Origin of the sequence: Brevibacillus laterosporus (assembly GCA_007833815.1) — a bacterium.
Classification (GTDB): domain Bacteria; phylum Bacillota; class Bacilli; order Brevibacillales; family Brevibacillaceae; genus Brevibacillus_B; species Brevibacillus_B laterosporus_D.
Genome location: CP033464.1, coordinates 2960846 through 2976041 on the forward strand (window position 1 = coordinate 2960846; position 15196 = coordinate 2976041).

The following is a 15196-nucleotide window of genomic DNA, read 5'->3' on the forward strand; positions in this document are numbered from 1 at the left end:
TAAGAAAAGGATATAATGCGTGTACGTGTAATTTTTTGTGAATGGTGATGTATGATTAGTAGTATGGAAGGTTTGTGACTTAGTGAAAGCGAGGGGTTACAGTGTTGCTTGAAAACATGAAGAGCCCAGATGATCTCAAGCATTTGACAATTTCCCAATTACAGCAGTTGTCCGAAGAAATTCGTCGGTTCCTGATAGAAAACCTCTCAAAGACGGGAGGGCATTTAGCTCCCAACTTAGGGGTTGTAGAGCTAACGATCGCTTTGCATTATTTCTTTAACAGTCCCAAGGATAAAATTTTATGGGATGTTGGCCATCAAGCTTATGTACACAAGATTTTAACAGGACGAAAAAATGATTTTCCGACACTGCGTCAATACAAGGGGTTGTGCGGTTTTCCGAAAATGTCGGAGAGCCCACATGATGTATGGGAAACAGGGCATAGTAGCACTTCTTTGTCTGGTGCCATGGGCATGGCAAGCGCCCGCGATTTAAAAAAAGAAAATTATCATGTGATAGGTGTCATTGGAGATGGTGCATTGACAGGCGGTATGGCGTTTGAAGCCTTAAATCACATCGGTCATGAAAAGAAAAATGTAATCGTGGTCTTAAATGATAATGAAATGTCCATCGCGCCCAATGTAGGTGCTATGCATAACTATCTGGGCAAATTGCGTACGGATCATATTTATAACAGAGCTAAGGATGAAGTAGAAGGCCTATTAAAGGCGATCCCAGCTGTAGGTGGCAGATTGGCTCAATTGGCTGAGAGGGTTAAGGACAGCATGAAATACATGCTAGTATCTGGCATCTTATTTGAAGAGCTTGGCTTTACTTACATTGGTCCTATTGATGGGCATAACTTAGAGCTTGTGATTGATTCATTGCGTACAGCTGCCAATACACGTGGTCCAGTCTTATTGCACGTCATTACGAAAAAAGGAAAAGGGTACCTGCCAGCGGAACAAAACGCGATGAAGTGGCATGGGACTGATACCTATAAAATTGAGTCTGGTGAAATGATTAAGGCAGTCGCTACTGCCCCAGCTTACAAGAGCGTCTTTGCCGATACACTGATTAAGCTAACGCAACAAGATGATCGCATTGTAGCAGTAACACCAGCTATGCCAGACGGCTCAGGTCTCTTAAAATATGCATCCGTTTATCCAGAACGTATGTTTGATGTTGGGATTGCTGAACAGCATGCTTGTACGTTTGCTGCTGGCTTGGCGACACAGGGAATGAAGCCGTTCCTAGCGATATACTCGACGTTCTTACAACGTGCCTACGATCAATTAATCCATGATGTAGCTCGCATGAAGCTGCCAGTCGTTTTTGCTGTAGACCGGGCTGGTTTGGTAGGAGCCGATGGAGAGACGCATCAAGGTGTATATGATATTGCTTTTATGCGTGCGATTCCGAACATGGTAATTATGGCGCCAAAAGATGAGAATGAAATGCAACATATGATGAAAACAGCAGCAGAATATCAAGGTCCTATTTCCTTCCGTTATCCACGTGGAAACGGTCTTGGCGTCAAAATGGATGAAGAGCTCAAAACACTCCCAATCGGTCAGATGGAAGTAGTCAAAGAAGGGAAAGGCGTAGCCGTTCTTTCTTTTGGACATATCTATGATGTTGCTGAAAAAGCGATCAATCTGTTACAAACGGATGGCATCATGCCGATGTTTGTCAATGTGCGCTTTTGCAAACCGTTAGACGCGGAATTGCTCTTGCGTCTTGCTAAGGAAAATATGGATATTGTCACTGTGGAAGAAGGCTGTGTGCAAGGTGGCTTTGGCAGTGCAGTTATGGAATTTTATGCTGAGCAAGGCTATCATGACGTTGTAGTGGAAGCGATGGGAGTTCCCGATTATTTTGTTGAACATGGAAGTGTTAACGAGCAACGACAAGAGATCTGCTTAACAGCTGAAGCAATCGCTGCACGTGTACGATCCTTACTACCAGTAAATAAACAGAGGGCTTAAAAACGACTATGAAAAAAGAACGATTAGATGTCTTGCTTGCAGATCGAGGTCTATATGAGACCCGTGAAAAGGCAAAACGAGCTGTAATGGCTGGGCTTGTCATTGTTGCAGGCGATAGATGCGATAAACCAGGTACAAAATTTCCAGAAGATGTGGTCATTCATGTGAAAGGTGACCTTCATCCCTACGTAAGCCGTGGAGGACTTAAGCTGGAAAAGGCTATTAAAGAATTTAATATTGACTTAACCGATCGGATTATGATGGACATTGGATCATCCACGGGAGGATTTACGGATTGCGCTTTACAAAATGGGGCTAAAAAAGTGTATGCCATTGATGTGGGATACAACCAATTAGCTTGGAAATTGCGTCAGGATGAGCGTGTCGTAGTAATGGAACGCACCAACTTCCGTCACATGGACCCGACTGCTTTTGAACACGAGATGCCAAATATGGCTTCGATTGATGTATCATTCATCTCTTTGAGGTTGATCCTACCAGTGCTGTTCATGTTCTTGCAAGAAGGTGGTAACGTACTAGCGTTGGTCAAACCCCAATTTGAAGCAGGTAAAGAAAAAGTGGGGAAAAATGGAATTATCCGGGATGCTACTGTTCACCGTCAAGTAGTGGAAGAGATTGCTGGATTCGCAACGACTGTAGGTTTCCAAGTGAAGGGTGTCAGCTATTCGCCCATAACGGGTGGAGAGGGAAACATTGAATTTCTTCTACATCTCTACAAACCGCTTACTGACGAACAAGAAGCAGAGCAGGATGAGCCGTGGTGGTTTGCCCGCATTGCAGAAATTGTGGCAGAAGCGCATAAGCAGTTCAGTTAGATATATATGCTACTACTTATAGAACCTCAAATCATTTCAGGATGAATTTGAGGTTTTTTTGTTAGTTGCGAAAAGATGATCTGTCCGTGTTACTTTAGCTAGAAGATGGGGAATAAATTTGATTCAGAAAACAAAAGGGGAGAGAAGAAACATGGAATTTGCACTAATAATGGCCTTGCTATGCATGGTATTCCTTCTATTTGAAAAGGTAAGCACGTTGCGAACGCAACTTAAAAAAATGAATGTAATCTTACAGCAAATTGCTACCCAAGTTGGAGTACCGGATCATCCTATAGACACAAAATTACGAATGTTGCTTATAGAAGGTAAAAAGATTGAAGCAATAAAAGAAGCGAGAGAAGTATTGGGACTTTCGTTAAAAGAAGCGAAGGAGTATGTGGAAAGTTTGTAGCTTGCGAAACAAATAGGTTACAAGGAAGGCTCTACCCCCTACCCATTATGCAAAAAAACATGTATAATTGTATAAAGATAAGTAGAATGTAAGCGAATCATCGTTTTCAAGTAATCAAACGAGTAACCCTCAGCTTAGATAATCAGCAAGAATTTATTGGGGTAAGGTTTGCGTAATCTCCCTGCTACAAGCAGATGATCAAAGATACTGGGGTGACATTGTGAAGTCCATTGGAATTATCGCAAACAAGGGCAAGCCCAAAGCCCGCGTCGTCGCCCGTGAGTTGTTGTACTTGTTGGAAGCGCGTGGGGCCAAAGTCTATTTGGAAGAAGATTTAGCAGGTTTGATTGGCCGAGAAGATGTGGCTGTATCCCTCTATGACTTTTCTAAACATGTTGAAATTCTTTGCGTTCTTGGGGGAGATGGCACATTGCTCGGGATTGCCCGCCAATTAGCTGGTCATCATTTACCGGTACTAGGAATTAATCTTGGTACGCTTGGCTTTTTGTCAGAAGCAGAACCTGATAATCTAACCGATGCCGTAGAGAAGCTATTATCCGGGCAATACTATATGGAAGAACGAAGTATGCTAACCACTGAATTGTACCGACATGGAAAGCAACTTGCCACCTATACAGCGATGAATGACATTGGTATTACCAAAGGGTCATTTTGTCGGATCATTAAGTGCTCGGTTTATTCAAATGGGTTTTATGTGGGAACTTATAGTGGAGATGGAATAATCGTCTCCAGCTCAACAGGTTCTACAGCTTACTCGCTAGCGGCTGGAGGTCCGATCGTGGCTCCAAACGTGGCAATGCTCTTGCTTACACCAATTGCGTCTCATTCCTTAACAGCCAGACCCATCGTATTAGCGTCAGATCAACGTCTGCGTATTGAAGTAGATGCCGTACATGATGAGATAGGTCTTTCGATTGATGGACAGTTTGGCTCGCGTTTAGAGGGGGGCGACGAGATTTTTGTAGAGCAATCTAAGCATGTTACACCGTTGATCAAATGGACACAAGGCAACTTTTATGAATTAATTCGAACTAAATTACAAGGTGAATGGGAGTAAATGTATGAATAAAGGCCAACGACACATCAAAATCAAAGAAATCATCATGAATAATGACATCGAAACGCAGGATGAGCTCGTTGAATATCTGCGTACAAATGGCTACAGTGTGACACAAGCTACCGTTTCACGCGATATTAAAGAACTACATCTGATTAAAATCCCGATGAGTGACGGCCGTTATAAATATTCTGTACCAACGGACCAGAAGTTTAATCCGTTGCAAAAAATGAAGCGTGTCTTATTGGACTGCTTTGTGAGCATTGATTTTGCTGAAAATCTTATTGTGCTAAAAACGATGCCAGGAAATGCTAATTCTGTAGCTGTTTTGATTGACAATTTGCATTGGAATGAGATAATGGGTTGTGTTTGCGGCGATGATACTATTTTGATCATCTGTCGAACCAAAGAGAATGCCAAAGAAGTGTCACAACGCTTCTTAGACATGCTATAAGGAAGGGTACGCATGATCCACGAACTAACCATACGCAATTTTGCGATTATCAAACACACCACGATCTCTTTTCGTCAAGGACTTAATATCCTTACAGGGGAGACAGGGGCAGGTAAATCCATTATTATTGATGCGCTTGGGCAGTTGCTCGGTGATCGTAGCTCGGCAGAGTTTATCCGATATGGAGAAAAACGGGCAGAGATAGAAGGGCTTTTTGAATGTAAGCCTGGGCATCCTGCTAGTTCCGTCTGTGAGAGCTTTGGAATTCAGGTCGATCCAGATGGTATTCTGGTCGTACGTCGTGACATTTCTTCTACGGGGAAAAGTATTATTCGTATTAACGGACAGCTAATTACCTTGGCTATGCTGCGCGAATTAGGACCGTGGTTGGTAAATGTACATGGTCAGCACGATCATCAAGCGCTCATGCAAGCAGACAAGCATATTCGGTGGCTGGATGCATATGGAGAGCCACGATTGATTGGAACAAAACAGGAATTTAGTCATTTGTATCAAAAGTATCGTAAAGCAGTTCAAGACTTGTCACGAATGGCTAAAAATGAGCGCGAATTAATGCAACGAATTGACTTATTAAGCTATCAGCTAAATGAAATTGAAGCAGCAAAATTAACCCCAGGCGAAGATGATAAGCTCATACAGCAACGTAAGAAGTGGGCTAATATTGAAAAGATTTTTGCTGGTGTACAGGATGCTTACACATCCTTATATGGAGATCAGAAGGGACAAGATTGGCTTGGGCACGCCATGGGCGAATTGGAGCGGGTGCAACAGTATGACGAGCAGCTCGTTCCGATTGTAGAAACGATTCAAAGTGCTTATTATCAGATAGAGGATACCGTCCAGCAGTTGCGTCATTTAAAGGATCGTCTTGATTTTGACCCAACGCTACTGGCAGAAGTGGAAGGACGATTAGATCAGTTATCTGGTTTGAAGCGAAAATACGGTAAAACCGTCGATGAAATCTTAGAATATGCAGCAGGTATTCAGGACGAATTAGACGAAATCCAACATTATGATGATCGTTTGCAACAAATGGAGAAAACATTACGGGAAGCAGAAGCTGACGTAGCAATTGAGGCTATGGAGTTAAGTATGCTCCGCCGTGAGTTAGCAATAGAACTAGCTAACTTAATTGAACATGAACTAAAAGAATTACACATGGAGCGGGCTCGTTTTGCTATTGAGGTAAAGCACTCACCAGACGAGCGCGGTATTGAAGTTGAGGGTAATCGGGTCAGAGTGAATTCTCGTGGGATTGACGAGGTAGAATTTATGATTGCACCGAACCCTGGCGAGCCTTTGCGCCCGTTAACCAAGATTGCGTCCGGGGGAGAATTATCCCGTGTCATGTTAGCAATTAAAAGCATTCTAGCTATCACAGAGCAGGTAGGAACATTAATATTTGACGAAGTAGATACTGGTGTTAGCGGTAGAGCAGCTCAAGCTATTGCAGAAAAATTGGCACGAGTAGCGAAACATCGTCAAGTCCTATGTATTACGCATTTACCACAGGTGGCTTCCATGGCAGACGCACATTTTTACATTCAAAAGCAAATGGACGAACAGGAGACGAGCACTACCGTTATCCACATGTCCCCAGAAGAACGTGTTAACGAGCTTGCTCGTATGCTAGGTGGTGCCGAAGTAACAGAAAAAACAAAAGAACATGCTAAGGAAATGATCCTTCTTGGAAACGAGCGAAAAGCTGTCAATTGAAATTGACAGCTTTTTGTTGTTATAAACAGGTGGCGTACAGGTAACATTAAATATTAGTAAGTGAGGTGTAGGTGTAGGTAGGGAAGCTAGGAGTGATTGCTGGGTGATACGAAATCACAAAAGAAAATGGATTGGATCTCTGCTCTTACTCTTGACTGCGTTAATTGTAACTTCAACCCCCTTTCATGATGTAACCTCTTTACCCAAAGAACTTCGGCTGTTTGAAGGTTCTCTTAGCCAATTGAAGCTTTCCGTACCTGTTATGGGAACACTAGTAAACAGTAACCCCGAAATTTTGCAAGTAAATGGAACAGAAGCCCGTGAAGTACATGTCGATTTTAGCCAACCATTACAAGTAGCACCAAAAAAAGCGGGACAAACTCATCTGCAATGGAGGGTGGGTAGTCTTCCCATTAAAGAAGTTAAAGTGAATGTGCTTCCCGATCTGAAAGTCATACCAGGAGGTCAATCTATTGGTGTCAAACTACAGACTGCTGGCGTACTAGTAGTTGGTCATCACTTGGTTGATACTGGTAAAGAAAAAGTTTCGCCTGGTGAAAGCTCTGGCATTCATGTTGGAGATATGATTGTAAAAATGAACGATTTGTACATTAATGACATGAGTGAGGTAAAAAAGGTGGTAAATGAAGCCGGCGCAAAGAACCAACCGATCCAACTCATGGTTGTACGTGGGAAAGAAAAGATCAATTTGACACTTAGACCAGCACAAGACAAAAAAGATAATCAGTATCGGATGGGACTTTATATTCGCGATTCTGCTGCAGGTGTAGGTACGTTAACTTTTTATGAGCCAGACTCAAAGGCATACGGTGCTCTTGGTCACGTTATTTCTGATGTGGATACAGGGCAGGCTATTGTTGTAGGAGACGGACAAATCGTTCAGGCTAGTGTTACTTCCATTGAGAAAGGGCAGAGCGGCAATCCAGGTGAAAAATTCGCCCGCTTTTACAATGAAAATGAAGTGTTAGGCAACATTTCTAAAAACACCCCGTTTGGCATTTTCGGGAAAATGTACGACAAACCCAAAAGAGCGAAGACGAATGAAGCATTGCCAGTAGCTTTAGCAGAACAGGTAAAAGAAGGACCAGCCAAAATTTTAACAGTCGTGAATGGACAAGAGGTAGAAGAGTTTGATATTGAGATTGTCAATGTTGTAAAACAGCATTTTCCTGCAACAAAAGGGATGATCATTAAGGTTAATGATAAGCGCTTACTAGAAAAAACAGGTGGCATTGTACAAGGAATGAGCGGTAGCCCGATTATTCAAGATGGTAAAGTGGTTGGAGCAGTCACACATGTATTCGTCAATGATCCTACTTCCGGTTATGGTTGTTTTATTGAATGGATGTTACAGGATGCAGGATTAACGACAAAGCAACAACACCCTGTGAGTCTCAAGGCGAGCTAATGCTTCCTTGAGGCTTTTTTTCGTGTTTTCCCAGTCGTACAAAGTTCTACAGCAAATTACACGTCAAACGATTTAAGAAAATCCTATTATTTGTCCATGCGCACTTATTTGTCGAATCGTCAGAGATATCATTCAATCTTTCGTCATGGGCAGGAGTTGAATCTGACCTGTCGAATTATTTACCGTAAGGAATCAAGAGAAACGTACTTCTTCACAGGAAAGAAGTGTTGGACATGCTCTGTGACCGAATGCGTAAGGAGGAACGAATTTGAGTAAGATAAGTGTGGTATTAGCTGATGACAATCGTGAGTTTGTAGGTCTTCTGGAAGAGTATATTAACACCCAGAGTGATATGAGCGTAAGTGGGGTCGCTTACAACGGAAATGATGTATTAAAGATCGTCCAAGAGCGCGTTCCAGATATTATCATTTTGGACATAATTATGCCTCATCTTGATGGCTTGGCCGTACTAGAGCAAATTCAAGCGATGCGACTAACACCTCAACCCAAAATCATCATGCTGACGGCATTTGGCCAAGAAGAGATCACTAAGCGTGCAGTAGAACTTGGGGCATCTTACTATATATTAAAGCCTTTTGACATGGACATTCTAGCACAGCGAATTCGCCAAATGATCGGTAGCAAGACCTCTTTTATCCCAGTGATGAAAAACTCTTCTATGGTGCAAAATAAAGGACGTAATCTAGATGCCAGTATTACCAGTATCATCCATGAGATCGGAGTACCCGCTCATATTAAAGGATATTTATACTTGCGAGAAGCAATTACCATGGTCTATAACGATGTAGAGTTATTGGGTTCTATCACGAAAGTATTATATCCTGATGTTGCCAAAAAGTTTAATACAACAGCTAGCCGTGTAGAACGTGCCATACGTCATGCAATTGAAGTAGCTTGGTCGCGAGGTAACTTGGATTCTATTTCTAGCTTGTTTGGGTATACGGTTTCTAATACGAAGGCAAAACCAACGAATAGTGAGTTCATCGCAATGGTTGCGGATAAGCTGAGGCTTGAGCATAAGGCGTCATAATCTCAGTATTGGCGCCATTCTTGCGTAAATCTACCCGTCCTGTTCCCACAAATTTCGGCGATTTTTTTGCGGAGATTCCCATAAACTTTTCGTTACAATACCAATAAAGATAGCGATATTGGCTTTCGTGAAAATCGAAAATTTATCGGACGTGTCGTTGTTTCATAGTGTAACCGAAATGCATATCGCGAGGCAATACGCTGGTCCTTCGGGATTGGCGTATTTTATTTGGATTATACTGGATAATCTAGTAAGATTAACGTATATTGAAGCTGTTGAAATCTGGAGGGATAGAAGTGGAAAAATTTGCATATGCAGTAATACTTGCACTCTTGCTAGCCGGTTGTAGCTCGGAACAAACGAGTAAGTCTTTAAGCGTAGAGGAGCAACTCGCACTTCAATACGTAGAGCAGTTTCAGAACAGTAAGGATGTAGAGGTTAAGAAGAAATTCGTTGAGGAACATATTTATACTGATGCCAAGCCGATTTTCACGTTAGTCGCGAGCACTCCGTCCAAAGATAGCGTAGCCCTTAACGATGTATCTATAGTTGGATCGGTAGATTACGAAAAAGACGGAGAAAAGGGTAAATCCGTATTAGTCCGCGGTAAAAAGAGTAATGGTGAGGATGTTGAAGAAATATTTCTGTTCTCAGATGGCAAGCTTGTGTGGGGATACACAGAGGCAGACGATAAAGCAACCTTCGATAAGCTCCGCATGGAGTTTAAATAATATAAATCTAGGCGTACTATTCGCCTATTACTCTTAAATACATAACGGACGGAGCCTGTCGAGAGACAGGCTTTATTTTTTTGCTCAAAAAAAATTTTTTAAGGTTTATGTACCAATTTTGACTACCTCATACCCCTATTAATAGTAGAGATGTGCAATTAATGCTAGTCGAGTGAAATTAACTTATTAAACGTGTACCAAATTTTTAAATTTTTGTAGTCTCGTAATTATAGGCAATAGTTAAAAGAAAAAATTTTGTAAGTTGTCCCAATTTTAATGACTCCATGGTCCTATTAAGAGTAAAGGAACAAAAATATTTCTCCTAAAAGTGTGCGAACTTTCCATCGCGTACGTATGAATAAGTGTAAGAGTAATTCGAAGGTGGTCCATTCCGATTTGCTCATGGACAAAAAAATATGAGGGGTGTGTACCAATTTTCATGACTTGATGCAGTATTACATAGTAAGGAGGTGAAACGTAAATGACCGAACAGAATCTCGTTTCAGTCGAAACCCAATCGGAGTTCTCCGTCACCAGCGGTCGTCGAGAAACCCGCATCTTCCTTAAGATGTACGTAGACGCCGTCCATTCCGGCCTACTCGCGGACATCGGCGATGAGAACTGGCGTACACTCTGCGTAATAGCCGCCTTCATGAACGAACGAGGCGAGTGCTACCCGACGCAAGAGATGATCGCGCATAGACTCGGAGTCAAACGGGAAACGGCGAACAGGCGAATCAAACGCCTGCTGAAATATCGATGGGATGGGCGGGAGGTGGTACGCGCGTCAAAAGTTAGGGGCGGCGATGGGAAGTGGCAAAATACGCGTTATACGGTGCTTCCGATAAGCCATTTAGCGATATTTAAGGGAGCTACGTGACGCGTATGTAACATGGTTGAGTATCACATGGCACGAACGTCACACTAACAAGAACTAATCTTTTAACAAGAACTAATCTTTAACAAGAAAAAGATAACGCATCAATCAGTCACTACGTTCCTTCTATCGCGCGGTCACTATTAGATAAGGAATAACAATATAGTGGACTTGCAACGCGGCCTAATATATACAACCAGAGGGAACCATTAAAGCTTATTCGAAGAAGAAAGGAGAATGAATGTGGAGATTCAAAGTAAAGAGTCCACGCCAATTACCTCAAATAATATCGCTGTTCTTACCGCGGAAATCAACTCATATAAAAAGCTAGCTGGACAGGCAATTTTTGAGATTGGACGTAGGTTAAAATCGGTACACGACGCCAATATAGATTCGGAGAACGCGGAGGAACGTAAGCTTGCAGAACAACGTGAGTCACTAGGCGGTTGGTTAAAGTGGTTAGGGGAGCACGTTGAATTTACGAGACAAACAGCAACTCGATTTATTCAAGCGTTTGAGCAGTTGGGCAGTGGTACGACGTCGTACCATTTGGATAGCGGTAAAATTTTCGAACTCATTTCGCTCCCAGCCGACGTCGACCGCGCCGACTTCGTTTCCCAACCGCACACGATCCCGTCCACAGGCGAGACCAAGTCCGTAGATGAAATGACCGTCCGTGAACTCCGCGAAGTCAAACGGGAACTCAAAGCCGAGAGGGAATCGCGTGAAATAGCGGAACGTCAGCGGGACGAGGCGTTGGAATCAGCGCGGACTATGCGTGATACACTCGAATCCATCCACGACGACGTCCACGAGATAAAGACGGGGACAGAAATCAGCGGGCGATCGCTTGAGTTCTCCGCATCTGTCCGCGATTTTCTAAAAAGGTATTCGTTTATGACACATTTTGACGCAGAGTTCTCGACTATGAACGATCGCTCTGCGAAGGAATACCAGACGGCGGTCGACGGCATGTACGACTTTTTAGACGGAATATCCAAGATGCTTCCATCACGACGGAATCGTGAATCCATAATAATAGAGGCTAATTAACGAGGGGGAATTTATTGTGTTCAGTTTAAAACAAGTAAAAGACGGAAAGAAAATCGCGTTTTATATGGATAATACTCCGGAGTATCGCGAGCAAATGCTATTGATTACAAACGCTATCTTCTCAGGTGAGTTGACGCAGATTACGACATTAAACAAGATAAGCGAATTGCTTACGACGCATCTGGCATACTGCTCAGATAAGTTTGAGTGGCAAGAGCGTAGGGCAATAGAGCAAGAACGCGCGATTAACGAGTTGGTGAAGCTGGTCGAGAGCCTTACGGAACAGAAGCCAGTTGTCGAAGCCAAACGTAAATCCGGGCGTCCGTCTAAGAAACAGCTTGAATTATGGGAACGTCAATATGACGAGATTATTGTACTTCATAGGCAATGGGCGAAGAACAAAGGTTATGACGTGGACAATCAAAATTCAATGGCTCATTCGTGGAATACGATGCATCACGATTACCGAGACGCTTCGGGTTACTGGCCTGCTAAAAAAGATAAGCATCCAGTATTCGGAAGCCGTCAGGCAACTCGCCTTATGACAACCCTTTTTGACGGAGAGGGCGAGGGACTTATTCAATTCCTACGTAGTGATATCGGAAGGAGACCGTCTTCCTCAAAAGAAGTAACTTTACGTCTAAACATAAAAGGAGCCTAGTCCAGTGCGTATACTTGCCGGAACGTGGCGCCGGTTATCTCCCGCCACTAAACTACGATTACTCAACGCGTGGTCGCGTAAATAAAACGATAGGAGGACGGAAATCATGACAGAGCCACGGTATAAAGGAGTAGCAGGAGAATTACTAGTTCAATTCGAATTAGCCATGCGCAATATTAGCGTCTATCCAGCGGGTACCGCGTTTTCGGACTGTGATCTTGTCGCGGAAGTTGACGGTAAGCTACATAAAATTCAGGTAAAATGCGGAAGCAACACTCGCAATAGTAACCGCATAGAGACTACTGTAAAACGTGGAACCGGCGTTAAAAAACGCGAATATGACGAGGACGCCTTTGATATCCTCGCGGTAGTTGATTTAGAAAATCGTAAAGTGGCGTTTCTCCCAAGAAAAGAACTAGGAATAAAATCATCCGTAACCCTCTGGTTAGAACCGCCGAGTCCTAATTCTAGTCGGCTAGAGTTCAAAGACTATCTCGAAATCGCTTCGTAAATAAAACGAAAGTAGGGCGCTTCCTCATGATACTTTGTAATGACGATTGTACTACTATATGCGACTTCTGCGTGTACTTTCAGGATAGTCACATGCTTTCGGAAGAGTGTGACGGCATTTGCTCGCTAACTGGCGGAGAGACGTACGCAACGAGCACCTGCGACAATTTCCATTGTATTCGCGTAAAGGTCGCGTAAATAAAACGAATATGGAGGTGCCAACTATGCCGTATCCACGATCCGAACAAGAGACCGTTTTGACATATGAATACGAAACCCGCAAATGGATCGCCTATTCCTGCGTTCCTACTCACATCCGTAAACTTACCGAAATTGGCCGTAACGTCACCGTATTAGATCGCGACGAATCCGGTGACCCATCCGCAATCCGAGCCGAACTATCACCGAAACAAGTCCGTATGGTCGCGGAACGGGTTATGACGGAAGAGCAACGGGCGGCCGCGGCTGATAGGCTCCGTTTACTCAACGTTAATAGGACGAAAACAGACGTAGTAGAACCGACGGGATAATTCGTACCACCCGAAAGTCAATCCAATTTAGCTCGATTATAATCAATGAAAACGGAGGTCATATGATGCGTAAACACTTCGTCAATCTAACGAATGGAATCGAGGCTATCCCGGATATTTCTTATGAGTATTCATTTATCCGTATTCAATCGACAGCTTGCGAACAGAAACGATGGGACTTCCTCCTTCAAGACCTCGATTATACGTTTCTCATGTCGCTGGCCCTCGGACATACGTGCGTTGTTTACGATTACGGCGCGAGGAAGAACGTCCCCCGTGCGATTTATCAAGGCTTAGAGTTCATCTACTTCGCGTTGAACCGCAGATGGCTCGGCAAAGATGTCATCCCCGTAGTTCGCGGCAAAAACGTTTATCAATATTTCGATGAATGCTACCGGGAGCTCACCGATCGGACGTTGAAAAAACTGGACTACTTCCGCAAGTTTCTACTTACGGATGAGATTCGGCTAGAGGTTAAAACAGCAGCGACTGAACACGACGGGGACTACCGCTGGTACCGCGACGTGCTTGCGGAGGTATCGTGACCCAATAGACGATACACCACCGCAAATTGCCGCACATGTAATTCCGGCAACCCTAACGTATAGTGTCTGCCTTTCCATTCGAGTTTGTACGGGATCGCGGCGGAATTTAACTCGGAAAGTATTAACGTAATTTGATCGTAAGGTACAACGTAAGTAAACGAAATATTCATAATATCCACGCTCCTTTAGCGCAAATTATAGTGCGAGGACGTGGGACAAAAAAAAGAAAGGGAGTCACTCCTATGAAAAAATATAAAATCAAGTGTCAATCTAGCTCAGTTGAGCAAGTAGTTATTCTGTCTGCAAATTCATCAGCAGAAGCGTTGGAAGAGGCGAAAAAATACTTTCCTGAACGGATGTATAGTTATTTATCACTTAGTTCAGATGACTGCGAATTTCGGGAATTGCTCCGGAAAAATAGATATCCAGAAAGGGCGCTGGAGAAACTCAGCGATGAAGAATGCGAAGGTGAATGCGAGGCAATAGGGATTATATGATCGAACAACAAAAATTCGAAACGATGGACATATGTAAAATGTGTCTAAATGTAGAGCTAGTAAACTGCGAGAAGTTATGCAGAGAGTGTGCTAGAGAACTGGAATAGCTAGGGAGTATATAGGGGTGATCGGGTTGAAACGCAAAATTGCATTAAGACGACTAAAACGAACATGCGGTATCTGCAAATGCTTCTTTAAAAAAGGTGATGTTTATTATCGAAAACGCACTGTTCTTGAAGCATATGGGGACTTGTTTTCATTCGAACAAACATACTGCGCAAGATGCCAATACAAAATGGTACAACGAGCATCTAGGTTCGAAGTTTTCAAAGCGAAATGTCATCATCCAATCGGAGAAGAAGTGTGGTCAACTATTCCTGGAGAAGCAGTCATGCAGCCAGACCGCTATGAATGTGGTATTTGCGGAAAATGGCTTTAAAAAATGGAGGGGAAGCGCAATGACCGAACAGCAGATCGTTGAAACACTGGCAACTGAGGTAATGGGGTGGGATATAGAAGATGAGAAAAACTTTCGCTTTCAAGGAGTGCTTGAAGTGAGGGATTGTCTTAATCATTTTGAGGAATGGAACCCACTCCAAAACATAGCTGATGCATGGCAATTGGTTGATAAAATTGGACCATTTGAGTATAGGAAGTCTCCAACGTTGGAGGGTGATTATCAGCACTTTGCAAAGTTTTTCTATCATGGTCACTGGTATTCAGAAGAAGGAGCAACCATACAAGATGCGATATGTCGAGCTGTATTAAAAGCCTACGGAATTGATTTAACACATCGGTAACCATAAC

Annotated in this window: 18 protein-coding genes; all 18 read left to right on the forward strand. The window is 43.1% G+C overall.

Going from position 1 to position 15196, the window contains the following annotated elements; genetic code table 11:
• Window positions 1-101 precede the first annotated feature (101 nt).
• The 18 genes from EEL30_15425 (at window position 102) to EEL30_15510 (ending at window position 15189) form a co-directional block, all read left to right on the forward strand.
• Window positions 102-1988, forward strand: a complete 1887-nt coding sequence (locus EEL30_15425) for a 1-deoxy-D-xylulose-5-phosphate synthase (protein ID QDX93561.1) — start codon at window positions 102-104, stop codon at window positions 1986-1988.
• Window positions 1989-1996: 8 nt separating this feature from the next.
• Complete coding sequence (locus tag EEL30_15430) at window positions 1997-2824, forward strand: TlyA family RNA methyltransferase (protein ID QDX93562.1); 828 nt, start codon at window positions 1997-1999, stop codon at window positions 2822-2824.
• Window positions 2825-2975: 151 nt separating this feature from the next.
• On the forward strand, window positions 2976-3236 hold the full coding sequence (locus EEL30_15435; protein QDX93563.1) for a hypothetical protein: 261 nt from the start codon (window positions 2976-2978) through the stop codon (window positions 3234-3236).
• 220 nt (window positions 3237-3456) lie between these two features.
• Window positions 3457-4314, forward strand: a complete 858-nt coding sequence (locus tag EEL30_15440; protein QDX93564.1) for an NAD(+)/NADH kinase — start codon at window positions 3457-3459, stop codon at window positions 4312-4314.
• A gap of 4 nt (window positions 4315-4318) precedes the next feature.
• Complete coding sequence (gene argR, locus EEL30_15445) at window positions 4319-4768, forward strand: transcriptional regulator ArgR (GenBank protein ID QDX93565.1); 450 nt, start codon at window positions 4319-4321, stop codon at window positions 4766-4768.
• 12 nt (window positions 4769-4780) lie between these two features.
• On the forward strand, window positions 4781-6505 hold the full coding sequence (recN, locus tag EEL30_15450) for a DNA repair protein RecN (GenBank protein QDX93566.1): 1725 nt from the start codon (window positions 4781-4783) through the stop codon (window positions 6503-6505).
• 103 nt (window positions 6506-6608) lie between these two features.
• Window positions 6609-7934, forward strand: a complete 1326-nt coding sequence (spoIVB, locus tag EEL30_15455) for a SpoIVB peptidase (protein ID QDX93567.1) — start codon at window positions 6609-6611, stop codon at window positions 7932-7934.
• A gap of 268 nt (window positions 7935-8202) precedes the next feature.
• Window positions 8203-8985, forward strand: a complete 783-nt coding sequence (gene spo0A, locus EEL30_15460) for a sporulation transcription factor Spo0A (GenBank protein QDX93568.1) — start codon at window positions 8203-8205, stop codon at window positions 8983-8985.
• Window positions 8986-9281: 296 nt separating this feature from the next.
• Entirely contained in the window at window positions 9282-9716 is a 435-nt protein-coding gene (locus EEL30_15465; protein QDX93569.1) for a hypothetical protein, read from the forward strand.
• A gap of 481 nt (window positions 9717-10197) precedes the next feature.
• Window positions 10198-10596 carry a helix-turn-helix domain-containing protein gene (locus tag EEL30_15470; protein ID QDX93570.1) on the forward strand — a complete coding sequence of 133 codons (399 nt, stop codon included), beginning with the start codon at window positions 10198-10200 and terminating at the stop codon, window positions 10594-10596.
• Window positions 10597-10830: 234 nt separating this feature from the next.
• Window positions 10831-11646, forward strand: a complete 816-nt coding sequence (locus EEL30_15475) for a DUF3102 domain-containing protein (protein ID QDX93571.1) — start codon at window positions 10831-10833, stop codon at window positions 11644-11646.
• A gap of 16 nt (window positions 11647-11662) precedes the next feature.
• Complete coding sequence (locus tag EEL30_15480) at window positions 11663-12307, forward strand: hypothetical protein (GenBank protein ID QDX93572.1); 645 nt, start codon at window positions 11663-11665, stop codon at window positions 12305-12307.
• Between the two features lie 106 nt (window positions 12308-12413).
• Window positions 12414-12818 carry a hypothetical protein gene (locus tag EEL30_15485; GenBank protein QDX93573.1) on the forward strand — a complete coding sequence of 135 codons (405 nt, stop codon included), beginning with the start codon at window positions 12414-12416 and terminating at the stop codon, window positions 12816-12818.
• Between the two features lie 223 nt (window positions 12819-13041).
• Window positions 13042-13347 carry a hypothetical protein gene (locus EEL30_15490; protein QDX93574.1) on the forward strand — a complete coding sequence of 102 codons (306 nt, stop codon included), beginning with the start codon at window positions 13042-13044 and terminating at the stop codon, window positions 13345-13347.
• 65 nt (window positions 13348-13412) lie between these two features.
• Window positions 13413-13892 carry a hypothetical protein gene (locus EEL30_15495; protein QDX93575.1) on the forward strand — a complete coding sequence of 160 codons (480 nt, stop codon included), beginning with the start codon at window positions 13413-13415 and terminating at the stop codon, window positions 13890-13892.
• A gap of 242 nt (window positions 13893-14134) precedes the next feature.
• Window positions 14135-14389 (forward strand): hypothetical protein, encoded by a 255-nt coding sequence (locus EEL30_15500; GenBank protein ID QDX93576.1) that lies wholly within the window; start codon window positions 14135-14137, stop codon window positions 14387-14389.
• 124 nt (window positions 14390-14513) lie between these two features.
• Window positions 14514-14828 (forward strand): hypothetical protein, encoded by a 315-nt coding sequence (locus tag EEL30_15505; protein ID QDX93577.1) that lies wholly within the window; start codon window positions 14514-14516, stop codon window positions 14826-14828.
• A gap of 19 nt (window positions 14829-14847) precedes the next feature.
• Window positions 14848-15189 (forward strand): hypothetical protein, encoded by a 342-nt coding sequence (locus EEL30_15510; GenBank protein QDX93578.1) that lies wholly within the window; start codon window positions 14848-14850, stop codon window positions 15187-15189.
• The last annotated feature ends 7 nt before the right edge of the window (window positions 15190-15196 follow it).

What these genes read in the sequence shown, in the direction of transcription:
- argR (QDX93565.1), top strand. Translation starts at nt 4,319, where the DNA reads ATGAATAAAGGCCAACGACACATCAAAATCAAAGAAATCATCATGAAT.
- EEL30_15470 (QDX93570.1), top strand. Translation starts at nt 10,198, where the DNA reads ATGACCGAACAGAATCTCGTTTCAGTCGAAACCCAATCGGAGTTCTCC.
- EEL30_15485 (QDX93573.1), top strand. Translation starts at nt 12,414, where the DNA reads ATGACAGAGCCACGGTATAAAGGAGTAGCAGGAGAATTACTAGTTCAA.
- EEL30_15495 (QDX93575.1), top strand. Translation starts at nt 13,413, where the DNA reads ATGCGTAAACACTTCGTCAATCTAACGAATGGAATCGAGGCTATCCCG.
- EEL30_15500 (QDX93576.1), top strand. Translation starts at nt 14,135, where the DNA reads ATGAAAAAATATAAAATCAAGTGTCAATCTAGCTCAGTTGAGCAAGTA.
- EEL30_15435 (QDX93563.1), top strand. Translation starts at nt 2,976, where the DNA reads ATGGAATTTGCACTAATAATGGCCTTGCTATGCATGGTATTCCTTCTA.
- recN (QDX93566.1), top strand. Translation starts at nt 4,781, where the DNA reads ATGATCCACGAACTAACCATACGCAATTTTGCGATTATCAAACACACC.
- EEL30_15510 (QDX93578.1), top strand. Translation starts at nt 14,848, where the DNA reads ATGACCGAACAGCAGATCGTTGAAACACTGGCAACTGAGGTAATGGGG.
- EEL30_15430 (QDX93562.1), top strand. Translation starts at nt 1,997, where the DNA reads ATGAAAAAAGAACGATTAGATGTCTTGCTTGCAGATCGAGGTCTATAT.
- EEL30_15490 (QDX93574.1), top strand. Translation starts at nt 13,042, where the DNA reads ATGCCGTATCCACGATCCGAACAAGAGACCGTTTTGACATATGAATAC.
- EEL30_15475 (QDX93571.1), top strand. Translation starts at nt 10,831, where the DNA reads ATGAATGTGGAGATTCAAAGTAAAGAGTCCACGCCAATTACCTCAAAT.